The organism is Rhodococcus erythropolis NBRC 15567 (assembly GCF_001552595.1).
Classification (GTDB): Bacteria; Actinomycetota; Actinomycetes; order Mycobacteriales; family Mycobacteriaceae; genus Rhodococcus_F; species Rhodococcus_F erythropolis.
This window is the reverse complement of sequence record NZ_BCRM01000005.1, coordinates 64,863-89,394: the sequence shown is the minus strand read 5'-3', so window position 1 is coordinate 89,394 and position 24,532 is coordinate 64,863. Positions and strand designations below refer to the sequence as shown.

The 24,532-nt window shown below is 63.2% G+C and carries 22 protein-coding genes and 6 tRNA genes; 14 read left to right on the top strand and 14 right to left on the bottom strand.

Annotated elements, in window-relative coordinates; genetic code table 11:
• Positions 1-2 precede the first annotated feature (2 nt).
• The 4 genes from RE4_RS09905 to RE4_RS09890 form a co-directional block, all read right to left on the bottom strand.
• Positions 3-557, bottom strand: coding sequence for an ATP adenylyltransferase (locus tag RE4_RS09905; RefSeq protein WP_019748284.1), 555 nt, complete (start codon positions 555-557; stop codon positions 3-5).
• Positions 554-2,611 carry a threonine--tRNA ligase gene (thrS, locus tag RE4_RS09900; RefSeq protein WP_007732914.1) on the bottom strand — a complete coding sequence of 686 codons (2,058 nt, stop codon included), beginning with the start codon at positions 2,609-2,611 and terminating at the stop codon, positions 554-556. The genes RE4_RS09905 and thrS overlap by 4 nt, the downstream gene beginning before the upstream one ends.
• 133 nt (positions 2,612-2,744) lie before the next feature.
• Positions 2,745-3,197, bottom strand: a complete 453-nt coding sequence (locus RE4_RS09895) for a TIGR02611 family protein (protein ID WP_029255280.1) — start codon at positions 3,195-3,197, stop codon at positions 2,745-2,747.
• Positions 3,198-3,384: 187 nt separating this feature from the next.
• Positions 3,385-3,456: transfer RNA gene (locus tag RE4_RS09890), tRNA-Val, on the bottom strand.
• Positions 3,457-3,749: 293 nt separating this feature from the next.
• Here RE4_RS09890 and RE4_RS09885 point away from each other — a divergent pair.
• The 5 genes from RE4_RS09885 to RE4_RS09865 all read left to right on the top strand — a co-directional run bounded on the left by RE4_RS09885 (position 3,750) and on the right by RE4_RS09865 (position 4,253).
• A tRNA-Gly gene (locus tag RE4_RS09885) sits at positions 3,750-3,822 on the top strand.
• Positions 3,823-3,847: 25 nt separating this feature from the next.
• Positions 3,848-3,918 (top strand) — tRNA-Cys (locus RE4_RS09880).
• Position 3,919: 1 nt separating this feature from the next.
• Positions 3,920-3,994 (top strand) — tRNA-Val (locus RE4_RS09875).
• Positions 3,995-4,086: 92 nt separating this feature from the next.
• Positions 4,087-4,162, top strand: a tRNA-Gly gene (locus RE4_RS09870).
• Positions 4,163-4,178: 16 nt separating this feature from the next.
• Positions 4,179-4,253: transfer RNA gene (locus RE4_RS09865), tRNA-Val, on the top strand.
• Between the two features lie 145 nt (positions 4,254-4,398).
• Here RE4_RS09865 and RE4_RS09860 read toward each other — a convergent pair.
• Both RE4_RS09860 and RE4_RS09855 read right to left on the bottom strand, forming a co-directional pair.
• Positions 4,399-4,896, bottom strand: a complete 498-nt coding sequence (locus tag RE4_RS09860) for an alpha-isopropylmalate synthase regulatory domain-containing protein (protein WP_060938509.1) — start codon at positions 4,894-4,896, stop codon at positions 4,399-4,401.
• A gap of 174 nt (positions 4,897-5,070) precedes the next feature.
• Positions 5,071-6,456, bottom strand: a complete 1,386-nt coding sequence (locus RE4_RS09855; protein ID WP_060938508.1) for a GH1 family beta-glucosidase — start codon at positions 6,454-6,456, stop codon at positions 5,071-5,073.
• A 116-nt stretch (positions 6,457-6,572) separates the two neighbouring features.
• Between RE4_RS09855 and RE4_RS09850 the strand changes: the two genes are divergently transcribed.
• Complete coding sequence (locus tag RE4_RS09850; RefSeq protein WP_019748279.1) at positions 6,573-7,769, top strand: MFS transporter; 1,197 nt, start codon at positions 6,573-6,575, stop codon at positions 7,767-7,769.
• Between the two features lie 67 nt (positions 7,770-7,836).
• The gene (locus RE4_RS09845; protein ID WP_060938507.1) at positions 7,837-8,370 is read left to right on the top strand and encodes a GNAT family N-acetyltransferase; all 534 of its coding nucleotides are present in this window, start codon (positions 7,837-7,839) and stop codon (positions 8,368-8,370) included.
• A gap of 12 nt (positions 8,371-8,382) precedes the next feature.
• Here RE4_RS09845 and zapE read toward each other — a convergent pair whose 3' ends face one another.
• On the bottom strand, positions 8,383-9,399 hold the full coding sequence (gene zapE / locus RE4_RS09840; protein WP_060938506.1) for a cell division protein ZapE: 1,017 nt from the start codon (positions 9,397-9,399) through the stop codon (positions 8,383-8,385).
• A 43-nt stretch (positions 9,400-9,442) separates the two neighbouring features.
• Between zapE and RE4_RS09835 the strand changes: the two genes are divergently transcribed.
• From RE4_RS09835 to msrB, 4 genes are read left to right on the top strand one after another with little or no spacing between them, the layout of a single operon-like run.
• Positions 9,443-10,192, top strand: a complete 750-nt coding sequence (locus RE4_RS09835; protein WP_060938505.1) for a pyrimidine reductase family protein — start codon at positions 9,443-9,445, stop codon at positions 10,190-10,192.
• Positions 10,193-10,211: 19 nt separating this feature from the next.
• Entirely contained in the window at positions 10,212-11,765 is a 1,554-nt protein-coding gene (locus RE4_RS09830; RefSeq protein ID WP_060938504.1) for an alpha/beta fold hydrolase, read from the top strand.
• Between the two features lie 60 nt (positions 11,766-11,825).
• Complete coding sequence (locus RE4_RS09825) at positions 11,826-13,109, top strand: glycosyltransferase family 87 protein (protein ID WP_019748274.1); 1,284 nt, start codon at positions 11,826-11,828, stop codon at positions 13,107-13,109.
• A 9-nt stretch (positions 13,110-13,118) separates the two neighbouring features.
• Positions 13,119-13,550: a peptide-methionine (R)-S-oxide reductase MsrB gene (gene msrB, locus RE4_RS09820; protein ID WP_060938503.1), complete on the top strand. Its 432-nt coding sequence runs from the start codon at positions 13,119-13,121 to the stop codon at positions 13,548-13,550.
• Positions 13,551-13,636: 86 nt separating this feature from the next.
• Here the strand turns inward: msrB and RE4_RS09815 are convergent, their stop codons facing one another.
• The 7 genes from RE4_RS09815 to hemE all read right to left on the bottom strand — a co-directional run bounded on the left by RE4_RS09815 (position 13,637) and on the right by hemE (position 20,873).
• Entirely contained in the window at positions 13,637-14,557 is a 921-nt protein-coding gene (locus RE4_RS09815; RefSeq protein WP_046378502.1) for a WXG100-like domain-containing protein, read from the bottom strand.
• Positions 14,557-14,868: a hypothetical protein gene (locus tag RE4_RS09810; protein WP_019748272.1), complete on the bottom strand. Its 312-nt coding sequence runs from the start codon at positions 14,866-14,868 to the stop codon at positions 14,557-14,559. Before RE4_RS09810 ends, RE4_RS09815 begins: the two co-directional genes overlap by 1 nt.
• Entirely contained in the window at positions 14,861-15,334 is a 474-nt protein-coding gene (locus tag RE4_RS09805) for a YbaB/EbfC family nucleoid-associated protein (protein WP_238076725.1), read from the bottom strand. The genes RE4_RS09810 and RE4_RS09805 overlap by 8 nt, the downstream gene beginning before the upstream one ends.
• A gap of 82 nt (positions 15,335-15,416) precedes the next feature.
• Positions 15,417-17,693, bottom strand: coding sequence for a molybdopterin guanine dinucleotide-containing S/N-oxide reductase (locus RE4_RS09800; RefSeq protein ID WP_060938502.1), 2,277 nt, complete (start codon positions 17,691-17,693; stop codon positions 15,417-15,419).
• Positions 17,694-17,747: 54 nt separating this feature from the next.
• Positions 17,748-18,443 carry a hydrogen peroxide-dependent heme synthase gene (hemQ, locus tag RE4_RS09795; RefSeq protein WP_019748269.1) on the bottom strand — a complete coding sequence of 232 codons (696 nt, stop codon included), beginning with the start codon at positions 18,441-18,443 and terminating at the stop codon, positions 17,748-17,750.
• Positions 18,444-18,447: 4 nt separating this feature from the next.
• On the bottom strand, positions 18,448-19,809 hold the full coding sequence (locus tag RE4_RS09790; protein WP_060938501.1) for a protoporphyrinogen oxidase: 1,362 nt from the start codon (positions 19,807-19,809) through the stop codon (positions 18,448-18,450).
• Positions 19,806-20,873, bottom strand: coding sequence for a uroporphyrinogen decarboxylase (hemE, locus tag RE4_RS09785; protein ID WP_020907577.1), 1,068 nt, complete (start codon positions 20,871-20,873; stop codon positions 19,806-19,808). The genes RE4_RS09790 and hemE overlap by 4 nt, the downstream gene beginning before the upstream one ends.
• A gap of 198 nt (positions 20,874-21,071) precedes the next feature.
• On the opposite strand from hemE, the gene RE4_RS09780 reads away from it, so the two are divergent.
• Genes RE4_RS09780 through RE4_RS09770 form a run of 3 tightly spaced genes read left to right on the top strand, consistent with a single transcriptional unit; the run spans position 21,072 to position 24,430 of the window.
• Positions 21,072-21,662 carry a DUF3000 domain-containing protein gene (locus tag RE4_RS09780; protein WP_019748266.1) on the top strand — a complete coding sequence of 197 codons (591 nt, stop codon included), beginning with the start codon at positions 21,072-21,074 and terminating at the stop codon, positions 21,660-21,662.
• A 60-nt stretch (positions 21,663-21,722) separates the two neighbouring features.
• Entirely contained in the window at positions 21,723-23,129 is a 1,407-nt protein-coding gene (locus RE4_RS09775) for a WS/DGAT/MGAT family O-acyltransferase (RefSeq protein ID WP_019748265.1), read from the top strand.
• Positions 23,130-23,140: 11 nt separating this feature from the next.
• Complete coding sequence (locus RE4_RS09770) at positions 23,141-24,430, top strand: HRDC domain-containing protein (protein ID WP_020907574.1); 1,290 nt, start codon at positions 23,141-23,143, stop codon at positions 24,428-24,430.
• Positions 24,431-24,532: the final 102 nt, after the last annotated feature.

Below are 24,532 nucleotides of genomic sequence, written 5' to 3'. Positions count from 1 at the left end.
ACCTATTGTTGCCAGGCACCGGCGAGTAGTCCCCTGGTCTCCCGCAGCAATTGCGGCATCACCTTGACCCCACCGAGCACGGTGATGAAGTTGGCGTCGCCGCCCCAACGTGGCACTACGTGTTGGTGAAGGTGCTCGGACAGCGAACCGCCCGCGGCAGCACCGAGATTCAGACCGACGTTGAATCCGTGCGGATTCGACACGCTCTTGATCACCCGCAACGCACGCTGGGTGAACGCCATCAACTCGGCGCTCTCCTCCGGCGTGAGGTCTTCGAGGGCCGCGACCTTGCGGTACGGCACCACCATCAGGTGACCCGGGTTGTACGGGTACAGGTTCAAGACCGCGTAGACGTGTTCACCGCGGGCGACGATCAACCCTTCCTCGTCCGACATTTTCGGAATGTCGATGAACGGTTCACCCGTCGTACCCGGGGTGTTGGGCGCCTCGGTGATGTACGACATCCGATGTGGCGACCAAATACGCTGCAAATGATCAGGATCGCCGACGCCGTGGTCGATCAGCGAACCCGGACCATCGTCACCGGGGGCGCTCACTGCGCCACGCTTGGCTGCACCAGTTCGGCTGTCGGCGAGGCATTCTCGCGGCGGCCGATCCACTCGGTGATGATCCGGACGGCGTCGTCGACGGGAATTCCGTTGATCTGGGTGCCGTCACGGAAACGGAAGCTGACCGCGCCGGCTTCCACGTCACGCTCGCCCGCGAGGAGCATGAACGGAACCTTTTGCGTGGTGTGGTTACGGATCTTCTTCTGCATCCGGTCATCACTGAAATCGACCTCGGCGCGAACACCGGCTGCCTTGAGCTTCTTCGTGACGTCGAACAGGTGATCGGCGAAGGCCTCGGCCACCGGAATTCCGACGACCTGTACCGGCGCCAGCCACGCCGGGAACGCGCCCGCGTAGTGCTCGGTCAGGACACCGAAGAACCGCTCGATCGAGCCGAACAGCGCGCGGTGGATCATGACCGGACGAGTCTTGACGCCGTCGTTGCCGGTGTATTCGAGTTCGAACCGCTCGGGCAGGTTGAAGTCGAGCTGGATGGTCGACATCTGCCAGGTGCGGCCGAGTGCGTCCTTGACCTGAACGGAGATCTTGGGACCGTAGAACGCGGCTCCACCCGGATCCGGCACCAGAGTCAGGCCAGAAGCTTCGCCGACCTCGGCGAGCGTTGCGGTCGCCTCTTCCCAGACGTCGTCGCTACCGACGAACTTGTCCGGGTTCTTGGTGGACAGTTCGAGGTAGAAGTCGTCGAGGCCGTAGTCCTTGAGCAGGTTCAGAACGAACTGCAGGGTGGTGGTCAGCTCGTCGCGCATCTGCTCACGGGTGCAGTAGATGTGAGCGTCGTCCTGGGTCATGCCGCGCACGCGGGTCAGGCCGTGGATGACGCCGGACTTCTCGTAGCGGTAGACCGAGCCGAATTCGAAGAGCCGCAACGGCAATTCACGGTACGAGCGTCCGCGAGCACGGAAGATCAGGTTGTGCATCGGGCAGTTCATCGGCTTGAGGTAGTAGTCCTGGCCCGGCTTGCGCACGGTGCCGTCCTCGTTCAGTTCCTCGTCGACGTGCATCGCCGGGAACATTCCGTCGCGGTACCAGTCGAGGTGACCGGAAACCTCGTACAGATGTCCCTTGGTGATGTGCGGAGTGTTGACGAACTCGTAGCCCGCCTCGATGTGGCGGCTGCGCGAGTAGTTCTCCATCTCGGTGCGGATGATGCCGCCCTTGGGGTGGAACACCGGCAGACCCGAACCGAGCTCGTCGGGGAAGCTGAAGAGGTCCAGTTCGGTACCGAGCTTGCGGTGATCACGACGCTCGGCCTCGGCGAGCAGTTCGAGGTACTCGTCCTGAGCCTCGGTGGACTCCCACGCGGTGCCGTAGACACGCTGAAGATCGGCGTTGTCCTGGTTGCCACGCCAGTAGGCGGCGGAGCTTCGGGTCAACTTGAAGGCCGGAATGTGCTTCGTGGTCGGAATATGCGGGCCGCGGCACAGATCGGACCAGATCTTGTCGCCAGTGCGCGGATCGAGATTGTCGTAGATGGTCAGCTCGTTGCCGCCAACCTCCATGATCTCGGGATCGTCGATACCGGACTTGTCGTCGATCAATTCGAGCTTGAAGGGCTCGTCGGCCAACTCGACCCGAGCGTCCTCGATCGAATCGACCACTCGACGCGAGAAACGCTGCGATCCCTTGATGATCTGCTTCATACGCTTTTCGAGCTTGGCCAGATCCTCCGGAGTGAACGGACGATCCACTGCGAAGTCGTAGTAGAAGCCATCCTTGATCGGCGGACCGATCCCGAGCTTCGCGTCGGGGAATTCCTTCTGGACCGCCTGCGCGAGGACGTGAGCCGCGGAGTGCCGGATGACGCTGCGGCCGTCCTCGGTGGATGCTGCCACCGGCTCGACGTCGACATCGACCTCAGGTGTCCACGACAGATCCTTGAGCGTTCCCTCGCCATCGCGGACAACGACGATCACGTCGGGCCCCTTCGTGGGGTATCCGGCTTCGCGCACTGCAGTCCCGGCGGTCGTCCCCGCGGGCACCCGAAGTGGGGCGGCTGAGTGCTCTGGCGCGGGACTGGTCACGGCGATGTGCTCCTAAAGGTATTGCGACAAGTTAGACAGGCGTCGTACCCACTGCGAGCACGCGCACGATCATGTTATCGGCCCTACCGACATGGTGAGACAACCGAGTGAAGGAAACCGGGCCGCGTTCAGCTCACAGTGGCGACTCGAGCCACGAGTAGTCCAGGCCCACCCATGTCCCGATCAGGCCGAAGGTGCCGAGCACCCACAAAGTCGCCAGGACGATCACTGTGGTGAACAGAACGCCCAACCCCTTGACGAACAGCGACTGCTTGCCGAACCATTCCATGAACCTGTCGTATCGAGCCTTCGCGAAATGAAGGAGTCGATGTGCCCACGCGAACTCCGACGCCAGTATGCCGAGGCCGGCGAAGACGATGAGCCAACCGGGCCCGGGGTACGGAATAGCCACGATGCCTGCTGCGAACACGATCGTGCCCACGACTCCCACACCGATGCGGTACGCAAGATTGAGGGTGGGCCGCGCGGCGATTCCAGCGCGCCACCGCTCCCAGCGGGACTCTGCGTCTTGGAAGACGGACAGGTCTGAATCGTCGACGGGAGAATCGACCTTTTCGGTACTCAAGTCGGTCACCTTTTCGGTCGCGAAATGTCTCTTCGACCAGGCTACCGAAATCATCGGCCGGCGACCTGCGACGACGGTCTGCATGCCGAAACAACCGTGCCCTCGAACAGCTGTGCTCAGGAACGACTGTGCTCTCAAACGACTGAAGGCGTCCCCGATGATCGGGAACGCCTACAGTGTTTTTCTGTGGTCCCGGCTGGGATCGAACCAGCGACCTTCCGCGTGTGAAGCGGACGCTCTCCCACTGAGCCACGGGACCGTAAGTCATTCGAACGCATGCGCTCGAACGAGTTGGAACATTAACACGGCTGCGCGATGAATACGAATCACCAGGTTGGCATTCGTTTTGCTCCACGCGACCCCGAAATCTACGAATTCGAGCTGATTTCAGACCGTATTCATCGCCAAGACGGACAGTTGCAACGCGCGCGACGGGCCGATTCGACTCCGAACACGCCACTGAGCTGGTGATTTGTGTGTATCCGACACGGTCGGCTAATGTTTCCAACGCACCGAGGAGAGCGAGCAGCTCCCCAAGCAACACGGTGCGATGCGGACGTGGCGCAGCTGGTAGCGCACAACCTTGCCAAGGTTGGGGTCGCGGGTTCGAATCCCGTCGTCCGCTCGAGAGGTGTGACTCAACCTTTTACGGTGGAGTGGCCGAGTGGTGAGGCAACGGCCTGCAAAGCCGTGCACACGGGTTCGATTCCCGTCTCCACCTCGCGCGATTAGCTCAGCGGGAGAGCGCTTCCCTGACACGGAAGAGGTCACTGGTTCAATCCCAGTATCGCGCACCACGTCAGGCCCTCGGGCCTGATGGTCAAGACCTGCTTGCAGGTCTGATAAGTTAGAAAAGTACTGAGTTCCGGTAACGGAGTTCATTGCTCATGCGGACGTGGCGCAGCTGGTAGCGCACAACCTTGCCAAGGTTGGGGTCGCGGGTTCGAATCCCGTCGTCCGCTCCATTTTTCTCCAGAACCCGCGCGATTAGCTCAGCGGGAGAGCGCTTCCCTGACACGGAAGAGGTCACTGGTTCAATCCCAGTATCGCGCACCATTTGAAATTGCAAGAAGCCGGAACCTCAGGGTTCCGGCTTTTTGCGTTCGAGCGCCGAACACATCAACCGCAGTACAGACGCAAGCCCTCTCGGAATCCACGTCAGTACTGCGGTTGATGTAGCTGATCAGATTGTTGTAACTGATCAGTGAGAGAAGCGGTTCGCTGCCGAAGTCATCGCGCGCAGCGAGGACTCAGTCGACGACTCCGCAATCCCCATCGCCCAGCTCCGACGGCCGTCGCACTCGGTAAAGATGAACGTCGCCGTGCGGTGGCCGATCTGGTGCTGATGGAAAGACAGGATCTCGAGCGAGATTCCCGCGTCGTGCAGCATCGACGTCATGGCCGAGATCGCGCCAGTCGAGGTGGCGGAAGCCTTCTGGATGCGCTCCCCCAGACCGAGAGTCGCTTCGAAAGTCCAACGACCCGGCGCAACCTTCTCGGAGGACCACGCGCCCAAACGGATCGGGCCGCTCATAGCCGCATACGTGGACTCGAACTCGGTCCAAGACATCGCTGAGCATTCGGCACGCAGGCCGGCTGGCAGAGATTTTCCGTGACGCGCCGCGAAAGGATCAGCAGCGGTAGAAGAAGAATCAGAAGCGAAGGCAGAATCAGAAGCGAAGGCGAAGTTGTAAGTCATGATCGTGGTCTTCCTGGAATGAAGTGGAGGACCAACTGGTAGCAAGACGACCCGCAGCGAGGGGTCGGTCCGATTCAGACCCCGCTACGGCGGCTTACTACGAGAATTCGCTTCATGAGAGACGAGGCTAGGCGGCCCGGTTCGAGAATGCAACCCGGACCGCCTCCGCACAGGTCAGACCTGAGCCGATTTATGCTCGGCGATCAGGGCGCGATACCACTCGAACGAGGTCTTCGGTGTGCGCTTCTGGGTGTCGAAATCGACGTGTACCAGGCCGAATCGCTCTTTGTATCCCGCAGCCCATTCGAAGTTGTCGAGGAGTGACCACACAAAATAGCCACGGACGTCGACACCGTCGTCCATGGCCGATCGGAGGGCGCGAAGGTGCGCATCGTGGTAGTCGATTCGTGCTTCGTCCGCGACGACGCCTGCGGCATCCGGAGCGTCGTGGAATGAACATCCGCTTTCCGTGATGTAGATCGGCGGCAGTGCGTCACCGAACCGAGCTCGGAACGTCCGCAGGATCTCACCCAGCCCTTCGGGAACGATCGGCCATCCGAAATCGGTTGTGGGATAACCGGTAATCGCGACAGGCGCAAAGGGCAGGCCCGGCGGCAGGTCGACCTCGAGCACACCTTCGGTCCCCTGGCCTTCCACCGGAGCGGCAATCATCGTCGGCTCGTAGTAGTTGATCCCGTACCAGTCGAGCGGCGCCCCGATGATTTTCAAGTCCTCGTCGACGGGACCGCTGAGCAGCTGAGCGAATTCGTCGGCGGGGTACTTACCGACCAATATCGGGTCGGCGAACATCCAATTGACGACGTGGTCGTAGATGTCGGCAGCCATCACGTCTTCCGGCGAATCGGAAGCGGCACGCACCGGTGCATGGTTCGAGGCGATTCCGATGTTCGTGCATCCGGTTGCCCGAAGCGCTTCGACGGCGAGGCCGTGCCCGAGCAGCTGGTGATGTGCGGCTTGGAAAGCCTCGAACCCCAAGGCCAGGCCGGGGGCATGAACTCCCAGGGCATGACCGTAGAGCGTGTGCACTACCGGTTCGTTGAGCGGCATCCACATTCCGACGCGATCGGACAACCGTTCGCCGACGACCTGGGCGTACTCCCCCAGCCGGTACGAGGTGTCTCGGTTCATCCAGCCGCCCTGCTCTTGCAGTGCGAGGGGCAGATCCCAGTGAAAGAGAGTGACGGCAGGAGTAATTCCCACCGAGCACAGTCGATCGATCAGGCGGTCGTAGAAGTCGAGCCCTTTCGCATTCACGGCCCCCGATCCGGTGGGCAGAATTCGCGACCACGACAGGGACAGCCGATAAGCGTCGAGCCCGAGGTCTTTCATCAACTCGATATCCGATTCCCAGCGGTGATAATGATCGGCAGCAACCGCTCCGGTGTCGCCCCCGACGACTACACCGGGGCGGTCACAGAACTCGTCCCAAATCGACGGTCCGCGACCGTCTTCGGCCACAGCTCCTTCGATTTGGTAGGCCGCGGTGGCGGTTCCCCAGACGAAGGAAGACGGAAATTCTGGTGTCGGCTGCCGAGTCATGTCGGTCAGTTAATCAAAGAACCGTGCAAAACACGCAGCTTTGTTGGACACTCGACCAGTATCAAGATCCAGTACCGTTCGGCCTAACCGAACGAACGAGACAAAGGCCCTGCTTGATGACGGATAACACCCGCACCCTGACGAGGGCTCGGATCGCCACTTCGGTGGCCTTCGGACTTCAAGGATTTCTGCTCGCCGCCATTCTGACGCAGCTGCCGCAGTACAAGGATTTGTTCGAGCTGAGCGAGACACTGGTTGTGGTTGCGGTTGTCACCGTGTCCGTCATCGCCGGGCTCGGCAGCGTGCTCGCCGAGATTCTGGCCGTGAGAACGTCGAGCAAGATGACTCTGCGAACCGGACTCGCCGTCATCGCAGTCTTCGGCGGGGCAACCGGAATTGCGCCCAACGCGGCGATGTTCTTCGTCTTCCTGGCGATCTACGGCATCGGACTCGGCATGGTCGACGCCGCCGCCAACATGCAGGCAGTCTCGATCCAACACGCCAAGGGCCGCTTCATCCTCTCCTCGTTCCATGCTTCCTGGAGCGTCGGAGCGATTGTCGGCGCTCTGTTCATCTCTGCTACCGCAAGCCTCGACATCTCGATCCGCATAACGCAGGTGATCGCGGGAGTTGTTGTCGGACTGATGCTTCTGGCCTTCGGCCCGCAACTGCTCGATCGCTCCGAGTCTCCGGTTGCCGATGCAAACATCACGAGCACCGCGAAATTCACCGTACCCACCCGCGCCTTCGTCCTGCTCGGCGTCGCGATGGCATTGTTCTATGCGGTCGACTTCAGCGTCGGAAACTGGTCGACGCTGTACGTCAAGGACGAACTGCTCGCCGACGCCGGGACGGCCGCCCTTTCCGTGGCGGCGTACCAAATCGCGGCACTGGTCGCACGACTGACCGGCGACTACTGGGTCGGCAAGTTCGGTGAGACCACCGTCGTGCGGATCGGCTCTCTCATCGGCGTGGTCGGCATGACGATCGTTGTCCTCGCGCAATCTCCCGCCGTTGCCATCGCCGGCTTCCTGATCGTCGGCCTCGGCGTACCGGTGATCGCCCCGATCTGCTTCAGCGCCGCCGGACGGATGGCTCCCCCGGATCAGGTCGACGCGGTGATCGCACGCATCAACCTCTTCAACTACGTCGGCACGGTGGTCGGCGGCGGCATCGTCGGCGCGGTCGCTGCCTTCAGTGACCTTCGAATCGGGTTCCTGATTCCGCTGGCGTTCTGCGCGATCTTGATAGTCCTTGCTCCCGCGTTCGCACCGAAACGAGCCACGACGCCGGTCGCCGAGAACGCCGCTTGAGCATCACGCTCGACGAAGGTGGTGTACTTGATCAACCGAATCATGTGCGCGAGAGGTAGAAACTGACGTGACGATCACCGTTGACCGGGCCGGAATCTGGGATTCCGAAGCAATCGCCGACGTGGCAGCGGTGACGTTTCCGCTGGCTTGTCCGCCGGGCGCATCCGACGACGACATCAGTGCCTTCATCGACAACGTTCTCTCGGTCGACAAGTTCTCCGAGTATCTGACGGACCCGACACGAACCGTTCTCAAGGTCATTCGCGACGGCTCGATCGTCGGCTACGCGATGCTCGTCGACGACGAGCCCGCCGACCCGGACGTCAAAGCTGCTGTGACACTTCGCCCGACGACGGAACTGAGCAAGTTGTACGTGCTTCCGGGAAACCACGGAACCGGCGCGGCAGCATCCCTGATGGACGCGGTTGTCGACCATGCACGACGCAGCGGAAGTGCCGGGATCTGGCTGGGTGTCAATCAGGAAAATCTGCGCGCCCAGAAGTTCTACGCCAAACACGGCTTCACCCAGGTCGGCACGAAGACTTTTCTCGTGGGGGCACAACTCCACCACGATTTCGTGATGGAGCGCCCCGTCAGCTGACAGGCCTGCTGATCAGCCGGCCGCGACCTCGAAACGAGAAAGTGCGAGCAGACGCGAGGTCGCGCGCAGGTACTTCTTCTTGTACCCACCGGCAAGCATCTCGGGGGTGAAGATCTCGTCGAGGCGTGCGCCGGAAACGGTGACCGGGATGCTCGCGTCGTACAAGCGGTCGGCGAGAACCACGATGCGCAGTGCAACAGACTGATCCGTGGCCGGGTGAACGCCGTCGATGAAGACCGCCTTCACCCCCTCGACCAACTTGTTGTAGCGCGACGGATGCAGTGTGCTGAGGTGCTTGCACAGCTCGTCGAAGTTGTCGAGCGTGGCGCCGTCGATCGCCTCGGCCCGAGAGACCAATTCCTCCGAGGAGATGGGCTCTGGTGCGGGCGGGAGATCGCGGTGACGGTAGTCGGGGCCGTCGACGCGAATCGTCTCGAAGATCGAGCCGAGCTTCTTGATCTCACGCAGGAAGTCCTGAGCCGCGAAGCGACCCTCACCGAGCTGGCCGGGAAGCGTGTTCGACGTCGCGACGATGGACACGCCGCGCGTGGAAAGCTCCGAAAGGAGGCGAGAGACGAGCATGGTGTCGCCCGGATCGTCGAGCTCGAACTCGTCGATGCAGAGAACGCTGTGGTCGGCGAGCGCTTCGACCGCTTTGTTGAAGCCGAGAGCGCCGACGACGTGTGTCAGCTCGACGAAGGTTCCGAAAGCCTTCGGCGACGGGACGCTGTGGAAGATCGACGCCAGCAAGTGAGTCTTACCGACACCGAACCCGCCGTCGAGGTACAGGCCGGCGCCGGTCGCCTGGGTCTTCTTGCCGAACAGTCCGCGGCGTCCACCACTACGGATCTTGGTTACGCGCTTGGAGAATTCCTCGGCCTTGGCGACAGCAGCTGCCTGGCTCGGTTCCCTCGGATCAGGAATGTAGGACGCAAAACTCACCTCGTCGAACATTGCGGGAGGCACCATTTGAGCTACCAGTTGATCGGCGGGTACCACCGGGCTGCGATCGACAAGACGTTCATGCATCCGTCAAGGGTATCTACGTGATGTGATCTCTCATGTGCACCGTATGGATATTGCGACCTACTTCACACCAGGCCACGAAGACGAACTCCGCGGCTTGTACGCCTATCCGGCGAACCTCTCCCAACCCTGGATGCGCGTGAACTTCGTTTCCAGCATCGACGGGTGCGTCTCCGTCGACGGAGTGAGCCATGGACTGGGCACCCCTGCAGACAAGTCGGTATTCGGGATCTTGCGCGAACTTTGTGACGTCGTCGTGGTCGGCGCAGGCACAGCGCGAGCCGAGAACTACGGGGGTGTGCAGATCTCGGACGCAGCCCAGGCGCGACGAAAGGCGGGCGGCCTCGCTCCGGTCCCACCGATCCTCGTCGTCTCGGCGCACGCGTCGATCGACCCTGAAAGCCGGCTCCTACGAGATACCGAAATTCCGCCGATTCTTGTTGTCGGTAGCGCCGCGGACAGCGCAGCGATTTCAGCGCTGAGGTCGGCCGGAGCGCAGGTGGAGGTGACGGACTCACCGAATGTCAGCAGCGGCGACATCGACAGGGCCTTGTCGGCTCGCAAGCTCCGTCGCGTGCTGTGTGAGGGAGGGCCGTCACTTTTCGGGCAGTTGATCGAGGACAATGCCGTCGACGAACTCTGCATCACCACTTCACCTCAACTGGTGGGGAGCAAAGTCGGCCGAATCTCGCTCTCCCCCAATGCAATGCCCACGTCGATGCATCCCGCTCACATTCTCGGCGATTCGGACGGCACGATCCTCACTCGATGGGTTCGTCAGCAGCCACGTCGGTGAACCTGGCACTCTGGTCGGCATGCGCAGAGTTGCTTTGATGGCCGTCGTCCTCGCGACGTGTTGTGCGTGCGGCGCCGGGCCGTCGCTTCGGCCCGCCGTCGCGGTCGAAGGCCGCACCGACGGCAGCCCTGCCCAGAGCGAGGGACCGTCACCCGATGCGCCGCCGGTTGACCCCGGCGTCCCGACCGACGACATACCGTGGCGAGACTGCACCGGCACGTCACTCGCCGACCAGGCTCTCGCAGCGTCGAGCGCCGGCGTCATCCTCGAATGCGCGGAATTCAGTGCCCCCATCGACGTGACCGGCGCCATCGACGGCAACTTCACTGCCGGCTTGACCCGCGCTCGAACGTCCTCGACGCCTGCCAACGCGTATCCGATCGTGTTCACATCCGGCACCGACCGTTCGTCGGGAAACTCTCTGGCCATGCTCGCTACATCCGGCTTGACGACGGTACTCGCGGATCACCCCGTCGTTGCCCTGGATCGACGCGGAATCGACAGGTCCACCGCAATCGACTGCATGACGCCGGAGATTCGGCGCGGCCTTCACGATCTGGGCCAGTTCGACGCGGACTCCACCGGCGACGCCGCCGACGCGGTCGCCGCTCTCGGTCACGATGCAACCATCGCCTGTACCGACTATCTCGATCCTCAAGAACTGAAGTTCGGCGCGGACTCCGCTGCCGAGGACATCGACGCTCTACGTACGCGGTGGGGCGTCGAGACCATCGCTCTGTGGTCGGCAGGGTCCGGCTCGGACATCGCGCTGAGCTACGCGGCAGCCCACCCCGAGAACCTCGCGAGGTTGATCCTCGATTCTCCCGCTCCGGTGGCCACGGACGCTGCCACCGAGGCAGAGAGCCGCGTGCAGGGTGAGGAAGCGGCGTTGACCGCATTCGCTCAGCGATGTGTGGCGCTGGGGTGCTCTCTCGGACCTGATCCGAAGAAAGCGGTCACGGACCTGATGGAGCGCGCTCGGGCCGATGAATTCCAGCCGCTGTCCGCCGCTGCGGTGTCGAACGCGATTTCGGCGAGCCTGTGGACTGCCGGAACCAACCGTGAGCAAGAGACCCGCTCGCTCTCAGACGCTCTGTCCGCGCTCGGTACCGGCAACGCTTCGCCGATTCGAGAGCGCGCCGCCCGGGCAGAGAACGAGGTGGACGGTGACGGCCAGTTCATCGGACGATGCACCGACGGCATGCAGTGGCCGGGGATCGGGCGCGTCCGCGAACTGGCGGACACCTGGGGCACCAACTATCCGGTATTCGGTCGAGAAGCCGCGCTCGGTTTGCTCGCATGCGCCAGCTGGCCGTCGACCGCCAACTCTCCCCTGCCGAATCAGTTGAAGCCCGCCGTCCTCGTGCTGAGCGGTCAGGGCGACACGGCCGTCGGGAACTCCGGACTCTCGACCGTCACCGGCGTCGTGACCAACGCGGGGTCGCGCTTCGCAACCCTGGACTGGCAGGGTGCGGGTCACCCCGCGGCACAATCCACCTGCGCGCAGCAGGCGATGAGGGCATACCTCACCGATGCCTCCCTGCCCAGCAACGGAAGCGTGTGCCCGGCCTGACTCGGGCGCTTGTCCACCACGACCGAAAAGGGGTGCATCCCCCGATCACACCCTGCTCCGGTGTACCGTGCCGAAGTGTTCCTTCGACAGCTCGAGCCGCGTACCGGGCGGACAACCCAACAAGTCGTCAACTTCGTTTTGTGGCCGATCGCCGTGATGACCGTGCTCAATCGTGTCATCGTCACAGCAGTCAACGGCGCCATCACCGATGACTTCCGACCGGTCTACAACGCCGCGCTGGCGTTCTGGAACGGGCGCGACGTCTACACCGCAGATTTCAACTCCGTAGACCCCCATTATCTGTACCCACCATCGGGTTCCTTGTTGATGGCACCCCTGGCGATCCTCGATCCCGAGCGCTCGCGGTGGCTGTTCATCGGTGTCAATGCCGTCGCCATTCTCGTGGCTCTCTACCTGCTGTTGCGCTTGTTCGACCTGACGATCAGTTCCATCGCGGCGCCGATTCTGGTGCTCGGCGCTTTCATGTCGGAGACGGTCACCAACACGTTGGTGTTCACCAACATCAACGGCCTCGTACTGCTCGGCGAAGTTGCCTTCCTCCTGCTGCTGATGCGCAAGAAGGATCTGTGGGCCGGCGCCGCGATCGGTCTCACCATCGCAGTGAAACCCACTCTCGCGCCACTGCTCCTGCTGCCGCTCGTTCGCGGTCAGTGGAAGGTGCTCGTCACCGCCCTGGGCATCCCGTTCATTCTCACGGTCGTGGCATGGCCGCTTGCGTCGGATCCGATGGACTTCGTCCGCCGCACCGTGCCGTACCTGCTCGAATCTCGTGACTACTTCAACAGTTCGATTGTCGGAAACGGCGCTTACTTCGGTCTGCCCGAATGGTTGATCCTGCTGTTGCGCGTCGTGTTGGCCGCCATGGTCGTCGTCTCTCTGTGGCTTCTGTACCGCTACTACCGCAACGACGAACTCTTCTTCCTCACCACCGCGACCGGTGTGATCATGACCGCGTCGTTCCTGCTGCCATCGCTCGGCCAGATGTACTACTCGATGATGCTGTTGCCGCTGTTGATGTCCGTGGTGCTCAAGAACTCGGTCATGCGGAACTGGCCGGCGTGGCTCGCCGTCTACGGCTTCATGACGTTCGACAGCTGGTGGTCGAACCGCTGGCCGACCTTCGGCCGGGCAGCCGAATACACCAAGAGCACCCTCGGCTGGAGCCTTCTGCTGATCGTGATCTTCTGTGTCCTCGGATACCGGTATCTGGTCGCGCGTCGCGAGGGCCGCTTGGATCGCGGAATCGATCCCGCCTACCTCCTCGATCCCCCGCTCGATACCGTCTCACCTGCCGACGAAGCCGAAACGGCGACAAAGCATTAGCGTGGAGGCATGAGTTCTTCACACGATGGCATCGAAAGCACACCTGAGGTCACGTACACCGAGAGCGAGTGGCGCGAAAAGCTGACTCCGGAGGAGTTCGCCGTCCTGCGCCAAGCCGGCACCGAACGCCCCTTCGTCGGCGAGTACACCGACACCACCACGGAAGGCGTTTACTCCTGCCGTGCGTGCGGAGCCGAACTGTTCCGCAGCACCGAAAAGTTCGAATCGCACTGCGGGTGGCCGTCCTTCTTCGATCCGGCGGATTCGGATGCCGTGATCCTGAAGGAAGACAGCTCACTCGGGATGCGCCGTGTCGAGGTCATCTGCAAGAAGTGCCACAGCCACCTCGGTCACGTCTTCGAGGGCGAGGGATACCCGACGCCGACCGATCAGCGGTACTGCATCAACTCGATCTCGCTGGTTCTCAAGCCCGCTCAGTAGCCAGGTCGTGGGCTACCCCGTGTCGCTCAGTAGCCAGGTCGTGGGCTACCCCGTGTCACTGGTAGCCCACGATTCGAGACTTCAACTCAGAAGTCCCAGTTCAGCGCAGTCGGGCTCAGCCCAGCCGCGTTCAGGTCCTCGTTTCGAGCGACAAGACCGTCCTTGACTGACCCGATCCCACCACCGATCGCGCCGGACGTGATGTCCGTCAACGAGGCATCGCCGCCCGTGACTTCCTTCGTCACGATCGCAGCGGACGCTCCCGATACCGCATCGTCGAAAGCCCCCCGCGCGATCTGCTGCAATCTCGAACCGGTCGGGAGCGGGTTCGGGTCGGGGCCGACACGATCCGGCGTCGTCTTCAACCCTCCGTTCGCAAGTCCCTTGATGAAACCGTCGCGCCCCTCGGTCACGACCTTGCCACCGTCGATCGACTGGCGATGATCCATCGTCATCTGCCCGAGTTGAATGGCGAGGCCGGAGAAGACGGCAGCGGCAGCTTCCACTGCTGCAGCCTCGATCACTCGTATCAACAATTGCTGCAACAGCATTCGGACCGTGAGTGTTGTTGCCACCTCAGCCGCCACGATTCCGGCGGTACTCGCACCCAGTGTCGGGACAGCGGCCGCCACCATGGCGGCAATCTCGAGCGCCAGTGCGCCCAGCGCCGCGAGGATCGACAGTTTGGTGTACTCGATGTCCGTGCCGGTATCGGTGCATGACTGACCCAGTTCGGCCGCGGCAGAGGACAACCGCTCGAAGACATCCGCAACTCCCCCGGCCTCCGACCAATACCGAGACAACGAGTCGCCGGCTCGACCGTCGATCGATGCCAGTACAGTTTGCAATCCGTAACCACCGGCAGCGGCCGAAGCCTCGATCCGATCAGCCGCGCCTGACCAGGCATCACCCAACCTCCACAGTGCCGTTTCGTCTCCTTGCGGCCAGTCACTGCCCACCGCGACCGACGCAACCGCCTGTAACCAGCCCGGAATCTCGAGTCCCATCAGAGCCCACCCGCCATGTCGTCGGCAAGCGAGGTGTCGATCGATTCGAAACGATCGGTGATCTCGATCAGCGTGGCGGTCAATTCGCGGAGCGCGCCCGCGACCAGTGTCATCCCACCGACTGCTGACTCCGCACCGGGAACATACGCGTCCGAGAATGCGGTTCCGAACTGGTCAGCGCCCCAACACCCCTCTTCGGCGCCGGCCACTGTTTCCAGAGCACTCCGTGCCTCGTCGAGATCGGCAGCGACCACCTCGAATGCTGGTGCAGCACTTCCCATCGCGGCCACGTCCACGTCCAGTTCAGACATTGCCGGAGCTCCTCAGAACGGTGCGGTCCCAGTGCTCGTCGCCGCCGACCGGCACCGACGCCGGACGAGGCGCGAGAATCTCACGCAATCCGAGCACACCGGGAACGAGGTCGGGCAAATCGATCCTGGCCGCTTCGGTGAACGGCCTCGACATCTCGGCAATCTGTCGGCGCATGTCCTCCGCCGCAGATGTGGCCGTGGCCAGGATCAGATTTCCCAACGCTACCGGCGAATGCTTGCCGTAAGCGCTCCCGGAGAGGGTGACTCCCACGGTCGCCCCCGAAGCGTCTACGACGACTTCCACGCTGCCATCACTCGAGCGCGCGCTCGCCGTTGCTCGTGCGATCTTCTCCTGCATATCCGCCAGCGATCGCGTTCGCTCCAACAGATCAACCTGCATCGAATCGATCTGAGCCCGAAGAACTTCGACGTGTCCCCTCATCGAACCAACATCCGCCCCACTCACGATGGCCCCCACCTTCGATAGATCGTGACACCTGATTCAGGCGCTCACGAGGTTCGACGCGGGAGGTGGCCGATCGGTTCCGTCAGCGCGAACGAAGCACGGGCGGATCGAACGCCTTGACCGGCGGCAGAACCCCTTGGAATTTCTCGATCTGCACCAGAACGTGCTGGCCGGTGCACCCGTGCGAAAGCGAAGACGTGCCGACGTCCGGCGTCAGAACGTTGGGATTTCCGTGAACACACAGCGAATCGGGATCGGCAGGATCGAGCGGGTCGTACCACGCCCCGGTCGACAACTGGACGACGTCGCTCCGCAAATCCGAATCGACGATCACACCAGCCAGGCACGCCCCGCGATCGTTGAATACGCGCACCACGTCCCCAGCCGACACGCCGCGCTGGGCCGCTGCATCGGGGTGCATACGAATCGGCTCGCGTCCCTGAATCTTCGATGCCTGGCTCGCAGCGCCGTGATCGAGTTGGCTGTGCAGCCGCGTCTTGGGCTGGTTGGCGATCAAGTGAAGCGGGAATTGCGTGGCCCGGGGTCCACCCAGCCACTCGTCGGGCTCGTACCAGCGCGGATGGCCGGCGCAGTCGTCGTAGCCGAAAGACTCGATGGTCTCGGAGAAGATCTCGATCTTCCCACTCGGAGTCGAGAGCGGATACTTCTCGGGGTCCTCGCGGAAGTCACCGAAGAGCACGAGGTTGTCTTCGGTTCGCATCCGGTAGTGCCCGTCCGACCAGAAATCCTCGAACGTCGGTGTGTTGCCGCCGTCTGCATCGACGAACGGCCGCCATTGACCGTAGAGATGCTCGATCCACTCCTGTGAGGATCTCCCCTCGGTGAACTGCTCCCCGAATCCGAGCGCAGAAGCCAGAGCGGCAAACGTGTCGTAGTCGTCTCGCGAGTTCGCGAAAGGTGGAACTACTTGCTGCATCGCGACCAGAAGTGGATCATTTCGTGTGCAGCTCAGGTCATTTCGTTCGAGCGACGTTGTCGACGGGACAACGATGTCGGCATTGCGAGCCATCGGCGTCCAGTAGGGATCGTGAACGACGATCGTGTCCGGACGCGCAAATGCCCGTCGCAGCCTCGGGAGATCCTGGTGGTGGTGAAACGGATTGCCACCGGCCCAGTAGACCAACCGAATATCCGGATAGGTCAGGCGCCTGCCGTCGTAGTCGAACTCCTCGCCGGGCGAGAGCAAGAGATCGGAGATCGCGGCCACCGGAATGAAATCGGGCACCGGATTCACACCTTGTGAGAAGGTCGGCAACGGATACGGCACCGGAGCCAGACCCGGCTCGTTCATCGAACCGTAGCCGTGGCCGAAACCGCCACCCGCAAGCCCGAATTGGCCGAGCATCGCGGCGAGTGTCACGCCCATCCACGGTGCCTGTTCACCGTGTTTGATGCGTTGCAACGACCACGTGACGGTCACCAGCGTCCGGCCGGACGCCATTCTCCGAGCCAGGTCGGTGATGAACTCCGCCGGCACCCCGGAGATCTTCTGCGCCCAGCGCGGATCCTTCGGTACACCGTCGGCACGTCCGAGCAGGTAATCCTCGAAGCGTTCGTAGCCGACGCAGAAGCGGTCCAGGAAATCGCGATCGTGCAGGTCCTCCGACGCCAGGACAAACGCCAGGGCAAGCATGATTGCCACGTCGGTTCCCGGAACAGGTGCGATCCACTCGCAGTCGCCATCGACGTCGTCGCGCAACGGACTGAAGGAGACGATCTTTCCGCCGCGGGCACGAAATGCGTCGAGCGCCCCGCGCGTCGGATGATCGCTCGTACCACCGGCATTGACGCCGGTGTTCTTGATCGGTACTCCCCCGAACGAGACGAGAAGATCGGAGTGCTTGGCGATGACGTCCCACGACGTGGAGCGCGCGAACAACTTCCAGTGTGTTCCGACCACACGCGGCATGATGACACCGGTGGCACCGAGCGAGTAGCTGTGGACCGACTTGGTGTATCCACCCAGCTGATTCAGAAATCGGTGAACTTGGCTCTGCGCGTGATGGAATCGACCGGCGCTGGCCCAGCCGTACGAGCCGCCGAAGATCGCGTTGTTCCCGTGCGTGTCGACCACGCGACGCAACTCGCGGGAGAGGAGTTCGGTCAGTTCGTCCCACGAGACCGAGACGAACTCGTCCGCTCCACGTCGGTCGCTGGGACCAGGCCCGTTCTCGAGCCAACCGCGGCGTACCGCCGGGCCCGAAACGCGAGCCCGACTGCGCACCGAACCGGCGAGGTTCCCGAGCATCGGCGAGGGATTCGAATCACCCTCGTACGGATGCACGGCGGTCACCTCGCCGGCGACCGATTCGGCGGTGAACATTCCCCAATGGGACATGTGTTGACGACGCCGGTTCGGTGCAGTTGTCACAGAAACTACTTTCGAAGTAGATCAGGGAAGGGAAAGGACCAGCTTCTCGATGTCCACGCGCGGCCCGGTGAAGAACGGCACCTCTTCGCGAACGTGCAAGCGAGCTTCGGTGGCACGCAGATCGCGCATCAGATCGACGATACGGATGAGCTCAGGCGCTTCGAACGCGAGAATCCACTCGTAGTCCCCCAGAGCGAAGGCCGGGACCGTGTTGGCGCGAACGTCCTTGTACGAACGAGCAGCCATACCGTGATCGGCGAGCATCTTGCGACGCTCCTCGTCGGGGAGCAGGTACCACTCGTACGAGCGGACGAACGGGTAAACGCAGATGTAGTCGCCGGGATCCTCACCCGCGATGAACGAGGGCACGTGGCTCTTGTTGAACTCCGCGGGGCGGTGCACCGCCGAGTTGCTCCAGATGGGAGCACTGGCCTGTCCGAGGACGGTGGTGCGGCGGAAATCCGCGTACGCGGCCTGCAGTTCCTCGATGCTGGCCGCGTGGGTCCAGATCATGAAGTCCGCGTCGGCGCGCAAGCCGGCGACGTCGTAGATGCCGCGAACCACGACGCCCTTGTCTTCGAGACCCTCGAAGAACAAGCGGGCGTCCTTGACCGCAGCTTCCCGATCATCGCCCAGCACACCGGGTTCCACCTGGAACACGGAGAACATGAGGTAACGGATTTCAGAGTTCAGTTTGTCGAAATCAAGGCGTGCCATGGGTCTATCGTGCCACTCGCTCGAATATCCGTGTAGCCGCCGTCGTGCCGACTGCGACACACGCCGGAACCCCGACGCCGTGCAGCCACGACCCGGCCACTTCGAGGCCGTCGAACTGCGTCATCCCGGACTCGATTTCAGCCACGATTTCCGTGTGACCTGGGGAGTACTGGGGAAGACCGCCGTGCCACCGCTGTACGAAGCTCGCTCCTGGCTCCTCGGTGATTCCGGTCACGGTCGCGAGATCGGCGCACGCAAGTTCGATCAGTTCACCATCCGGCCGGTCGACGATCTCCGATGCGCCGAATCGACCGAACGACACCCGAACGAGATGCTCGCCGCGATCAGCGAGGTGCGTCCACTTTCGGCTCGACAGCGTGAACGCCTTGGCGGTCAGGTCGGCGTCGGTGGCAACCAGGATCCCCGAATTCTGCGGAAGGTCGACCTGACCGGGCAAGCGGAGCGCCACCACCGCGGACGACGCCAGTTCGATCCGCGACGCGATACGCGCAATATCCGCATCGACGCCGGCCAACAGCACCGCTGCGCGCGGCGCCGGAACAGCCAGAATCACCGCGTCGACGCTGCCGAGCGGATCGACGTTCCAACCTTTCCCGTCCCTGCGTAACTCGGAAGCCTCGCCGCGGACGAACGTCGCGTCGGCGGCCTGCCGCAGCGCATCGAGCAAGATGCCGTAACCGTCCCTGAGCGCTCCGAACACTGGTCCGGGTGCAGGTGTCGGCACTGCGGCTGCAACTGCATCCGTGAGGCTCTGAGCGCCCGCATCGAGCGCCGCAGCGAGTGTCGGCAAAGCTGCACGCACTCCGATGGTCTCCGCCAGGCCCGAGTACACCCCGCCGAGAAGGGGATCCACCGATCGGCTGACCACCTGATCACCGAATCGCCCTGAAACCAGTTCGGCAACACTGCAATCGGAACCGCGTGTCCACTCGAACGGAACGCCTGGTTCGGCAGCTATGCGCGACAGCGTCTGCTCGTCGACTAGATCTCTCACCGACTCGGACGATGCCGGGATTCCCATCAGGGTTCCGGCAGGAAGTCGATTCAGTGAGCCCTGGGACCAGATCAACGGGCTCAACCCCGCGGGGTAAACGATCTGATCGGTCAGTCCCAGCTCGGCGAGAAGCGCAGGGACTTCGGGCCGACGGGCGATGAACGCCTCGGCGCCGATGTCGATCGGGCCACCACCGAGATCAATCGTTCGCAGCTTCCCGCCCAGTCGCGGAGAGTCGTCGACGACCGTGATGTCGGCAACGGAGCCCAGACTGCACCGAAGCCGGTACGCGGCAACCAGACCGGAGATTCCGCCTCCGATCACCGCGACCGACGGCCGAGTGGTTGTCACAGCGAGTGCACCAGCTCCACCGCCGAGGTGATCGCCGTGGGATCGGTGTCGGGAAGAACTCCATGGCCGAGGTTGAAGATGTGGCCGATGGCACCGGCCTCGATCGCGCGGTCACCTTCGGCGGCGATCCGGCGCACCTCACGATCGATCACCTCGGGGCCCGCGAACAGTACAGCGGGATCGAGATTGCCTTGCAGCGCCTTGCCCGGACCGACACGACCGGCCGCGACGTCGAGCGGAATCCGCCAGTCGACACCCACGACGTCGGCACCTGCCTCCCCCATCGCGCCGAGAAGTTCACCGGTTCCGACACCGAAGTGGATACGCGGAACGCCGGCAGCTGCAACCTCGGCAAACACCCGTTCGGAATGCGGGAGAACAAATTCCCGGTAATCGGCCAGCGAGAGCGCGCCGGCCCACGAGTCGAACAGCTGAACCGCGTCGACACCCGCCTTGAGCTGCGTCTGCAGGAAGCAGATCGTGGTGTCTGCCAGGCTTCCGAGCAACGCGTGCCAGGTCTTCGGATCGGAGTGCATGAGCGCCTTGGTCTTCTCGTGGTTCCGGCTCGGACCACCCTCGACCAGATACGACGCCAAGGTGAACGGTGCTCCGGCAAAGCCGATCAGCGGAGTCGAGCCCAACTCGGTGGTGAGAAGTCGAACGGCCTGCGCGATCGCCCCGACCTCTTCGGGAACCAATCGAGGGAGGGCTGCGACGTCGGCGATGGAGCGAATCGGATTGGCAACCACCGGTCCGACGCCGGCAACGATGTCGAGATCGATTCCCGCAGCCTTGAGCGGAACAACGATGTCCGAGAACAGGATTGCCGCGTCCACATCGTGACGGCGCACCGGCTGCATCGTGATCTCACAGACCAGCGCCGGATCGAAACACGACTCCAACATGCCGATCCCCGCGCGGATCTCGCGATACTCCGGCAACGAACGTCCGGCCTGGCGCATGAACCACACCGGCCGTCGACTCGGAGTGCGTCCGGTCGCCGCGGCGAGCAACGGTGCGTCGGGCAAAACTCGCCGAGCGCTGTATTCCGCCGACCCGGTCATGCCTGAATTCATGTTGTCCAACCCGCTCATCAGTCCTCGCGCTCTCCGCCAACGTGTGTCTTCGATCGACTCAATGCTGCCATGTCCCACACTCGGGATCGGACACCCGAGCTGTTCGTGAGCGGCCACACACCCGAACCACACTCGGTCGGCGCGCCTCCACCTACCCGCCCTTATCCCCGACTAACGTCCTGACCTGTGACGACATCCGGATCGACAGCCGACCCGGCCGAGTTCCGTGCCGCCGTGGAGGCGATGACCGCTGCGCGGGTTCGGCCCGAGATAGAGGTCGGTCCCATCCGTCCACCGCAGCGTCTCGCTCCGTACAGCCACGCAGTGGGAGCCGAGGTTCTGCACCCGGACTCCGACGTCGTGGCCGAGCAGTCCGAAGGCGACGCTTTCGGCCGCCTGATCCTGTTGTTCGATCCGGACGGCGACGAGGCGTGGAACGGCACCATGCGGTTGGTGGCCTACATACAGGCCGACCTCGACGAAGCCGTCGCCGCGGATCCACTACTTCCCGAAGTAGCCTGGAGTTGGCTGGTGGACGCACTCGAAGCCGGACCGGAACCTTTTGTGGCCCTGGGCGGTACGGTCACAGCCACAACTTCCGTGCGATACGGCGACATCGCGGGCCCGCCACGAGCCCACCAACTCGAGTTACGAGCATCCTGGACTGCAACGTCATCGGAATTGGCTCACCACGTCGAGGCTTTCTGTGAAGTTCTCGCGTACGCGGCAGGACTTCCGCCTGCCGGGATAACCACGCTGTCGCGGCAGGGCGACTAACTCCACTACTCGTTTACGCATTCCCCCGGAAAAATACTAGAACCTGTTCTAAAATGAGTCATGCAACGTCTCAGCGGACTCGACGCGACCTTCCTCTACTTGGAAACACCGACCCAGCTATTGCACGTTTGTGGACTCGTACTGCTCGACCCCTCGACCATTCCGGGCGGTTACGACTACCGGAAGCTGCTTCGCGAGTTGGACTCGCGGATGGCCACGATGCCGACCTTCCGGCGCAAACTCAAAGATTCCCGCCTCAATCTCGACTACCCGGTATGGGTCGACGATCACGATTTCGACATCGAGCGGCACTGCCACCGGACCGCGGTACCTGCTCCGGGCACACACGCGGAACTGGCAGAACTCGCCGGACACATCGCGAGCCAACCGCTGGATCGTTCCCGCCCACTGTGGGAGATGTGGGTCATCGAGGGACTTGCCGACGGACAGATCGCCGTCATGTCGAAGATTCATCACAGCGCTGCCGACGGCGTCACCGGCGCGAACATCCTCGCTCAGCTGTGCAGTCTCGAACCGGATTCACCGGCGCTCGTGGATCCCACCGCACAGGGTGCGGGCGACGCGGGAACGCTGGACATCGCGATCGGCGGACTCATGGCCGTCATCGCCCGACCCGCAAGAATTGCCCGTCTGGTCCCCGGCGGAATCGCGATGCTCCCCAAGTGGGTGACGCGTGCACGCAAGGGTGAAGCGATGCCTGCTCCGTTCACCGCGCCGCGGACCTCGTTCAACGGCGCTATCACCGGTCACCGCAACGTCGCCTTCAGCCAGCTCGATCTCGCGAAGGTCAAAGCCGTCAAAGACCGTCACGGCGTGAAGGTCAACGATGTGGTTCTCGCGCTGTGCGCGGGTGCTTTGCGGACCTACCTCGAGGACCGCGACGAACTGCCGGAGGACTCACTCGTCGCGATGGTCCCCGTATCGGTCCACGGTAAATCCGATCGGCCGGGCACAAACCAGATCTCGGGCATGTTCACGCAGCTGGGCACCCAGATCGGCGATCCGGTCGAGCGTCTGCACGCGATCAGCGATTACAACGCCACCTCGAAGAACCACAACGAGGCTCTGGGCGCGAACATGCTCCAGGACTGGTCCCAGTTCGCATCGCCGGCGGTGTTCGGCGCCGCCATGCGGGTGTACTCGTCGCTCAAACTCGCCGAGCGTCACCCCGTCGTGTCCAACCTGGTCGTCTCGAACGTGCCCGGGCCGCCGGTCCCGCTCTACTTCCTCGGCGCCCAGATCAAGGGAATGTTCCCGCTCGGCCCGATCTTTCACGGGGCAGGACTCAACGTGACGGTGATGTCACTCGACGGAAAACTCGACGTCGGCATCGTCAGTTGCTCCGATCTGGCACCCGAATTGGACCAGCTCGCGCAAGGTTTCGGAGCCGCACTCGACGAACTGTTCGACGCTGAGGTGACAACCCCGGCCCCGACTGCGACGTAGAGTCAGTGACCATGTCCGAAGTCACCGATGATGCAACCGAGCCCACCTCCGACGTAGTTCCGCTGCTCGTTCCGCGTGACGGAGTTCCGGACGTCATCACCACTGCCGCCGGTGTCGCCGACGCCGCGGCCGCGCTGGCCTCCGGCCACGGCCCGCTCGCCGTGGACGCCGAGCGAGCATCCGGATTCCGTTATTCGGCACGGGCGTACCTGATCCAGCTCCGACGCGAAGGAGCGGGATCGTTCCTGCTCGACCCGATCCCGACAGCGCAGGACCTGCAGCCGTTGGCCGAGGCGATCAATCCGTTGCAATGGGTGCTGCACTCGGCCGATCAGGATCTCCCCGGCCTCGCCGAACTGGGCCTGACACCGGCCGAGCTGTTCGACACCGAACTGGCCGGTCGACTGGCCGGGTTCGAACGAGTCGGACTCGCCGCGATAGTGGAACGAACCCTGCGGGTGGAACTTCGCAAGGGTCACGGGGCCGCGGACTGGTCGACACGTCCGCTGCCGGACGCCTGGTTGAACTACGCCGCCCTCGACGTCGAAGTGCTTCTCGAACTGCGCGACGCCATGGAAGCCGAACTCGAATCCCAGGGCAAGCTCGAGTGGGCGAAGGAGGAGTTCGAGTACATCCGTCTGGCCGGCCCGCCCAAGCCCAAGCCCGACCGTTGGCGTCGTACATCGCACATCACCTCGCTCAAGACCACTCGGCAGTTGGCGGCAGTACGGGCGCTGTGGCAGGCGCGTGAGGATCTCGCGCGCAAGCGCGACGTGTCGCCGAGCCGGGTTCTCCCTGACTCCGCCATCATCGACGCCGCTCTCAAAGATCCTCAGTCGCTGGATGCGCTCCGTTCGCTTCCCGTGTTCGGCGGACCACGTCAACGCCGGTATTCGCGTGTGTGGATGGACGCGCTGGAAGCTGCGCGCAGGCTCCCGGACAGCGAGCTTCCGCCGAAGACCCCGCCGATCGTCGGACCCCCTGCCGCCGGTCGGTGGGCTCGCCAGGACCCGGCGGCGGCCGATCGACTGACGGCGGCTCGGGCAGCACTGTCGGACCTGAGCAAGGAAGTGTCGGTGCCCGTGGAGAATCTGCTCCAACCCGACCTGGTCAGGCGCCTGTGCTGGGACTGGAAGTTGGAACCCGACTCCGACATCACCGAGGTCGAGAGCGCAATCGAGACCAAGCTCACTTCCGGTGGCGCACGTGGCTGGCAACGCACTTTGACGGTTCCCGTCCTCGCCGAGGCACTGAACTCCGTGGTCCCGGCCGAGCCCGAAGCGGAAGAGCCTGAATCCTGACCTGACCCCGGTGTGAGGTTGGAGCAATTCGGCACGTTAAGTTACCGGTCAGTAATGGGCAGTAGTACGCTCGATACGAGGCCGGACGCCTGGCCGTGATCG

Bases quoted from the DNA above. Each gene is read 5' to 3' on its own strand.
- RE4_RS09860 (WP_060938509.1), bottom strand. From the start codon at position 4,896: ATGACTTACAACTTCGCCTTCGCTTCTGATTCTGCCTTCGCTTCTGAT.
- RE4_RS09855 (WP_060938508.1), bottom strand. From the start codon at position 6,456: ATGACTCGGCAGCCGACACCAGAATTTCCGTCTTCCTTCGTCTGGGGA.
- RE4_RS09850 (WP_019748279.1), top strand. From the start codon at position 6,573: ATGACGGATAACACCCGCACCCTGACGAGGGCTCGGATCGCCACTTCG.
- zapE (WP_060938506.1), bottom strand. From the start codon at position 9,399: ATGCATGAACGTCTTGTCGATCGCAGCCCGGTGGTACCCGCCGATCAA.
- RE4_RS09835 (WP_060938505.1), top strand. From the start codon at position 9,443: ATGGATATTGCGACCTACTTCACACCAGGCCACGAAGACGAACTCCGC.
- RE4_RS09830 (WP_060938504.1), top strand. From the start codon at position 10,212: ATGCGCAGAGTTGCTTTGATGGCCGTCGTCCTCGCGACGTGTTGTGCG.
- msrB (WP_060938503.1), top strand. From the start codon at position 13,119: ATGAGTTCTTCACACGATGGCATCGAAAGCACACCTGAGGTCACGTAC.
- RE4_RS09815 (WP_046378502.1), bottom strand. From the start codon at position 14,557: ATGGGACTCGAGATTCCGGGCTGGTTACAGGCGGTTGCGTCGGTCGCG.
- RE4_RS09810 (WP_019748272.1), bottom strand. From the start codon at position 14,868: ATGTCTGAACTGGACGTGGACGTGGCCGCGATGGGAAGTGCTGCACCA.
- RE4_RS09800 (WP_060938502.1), bottom strand. From the start codon at position 17,693: ATGTCCCATTGGGGAATGTTCACCGCCGAATCGGTCGCCGGCGAGGTG.
- hemQ (WP_019748269.1), bottom strand. From the start codon at position 18,443: ATGGCACGCCTTGATTTCGACAAACTGAACTCTGAAATCCGTTACCTC.
- hemE (WP_020907577.1), bottom strand. From the start codon at position 20,873: ATGACCGGGTCGGCGGAATACAGCGCTCGGCGAGTTTTGCCCGACGCA.
- RE4_RS09775 (WP_019748265.1), top strand. From the start codon at position 21,723: ATGCAACGTCTCAGCGGACTCGACGCGACCTTCCTCTACTTGGAAACA.
- RE4_RS09770 (WP_020907574.1), top strand. From the start codon at position 23,141: ATGTCCGAAGTCACCGATGATGCAACCGAGCCCACCTCCGACGTAGTT.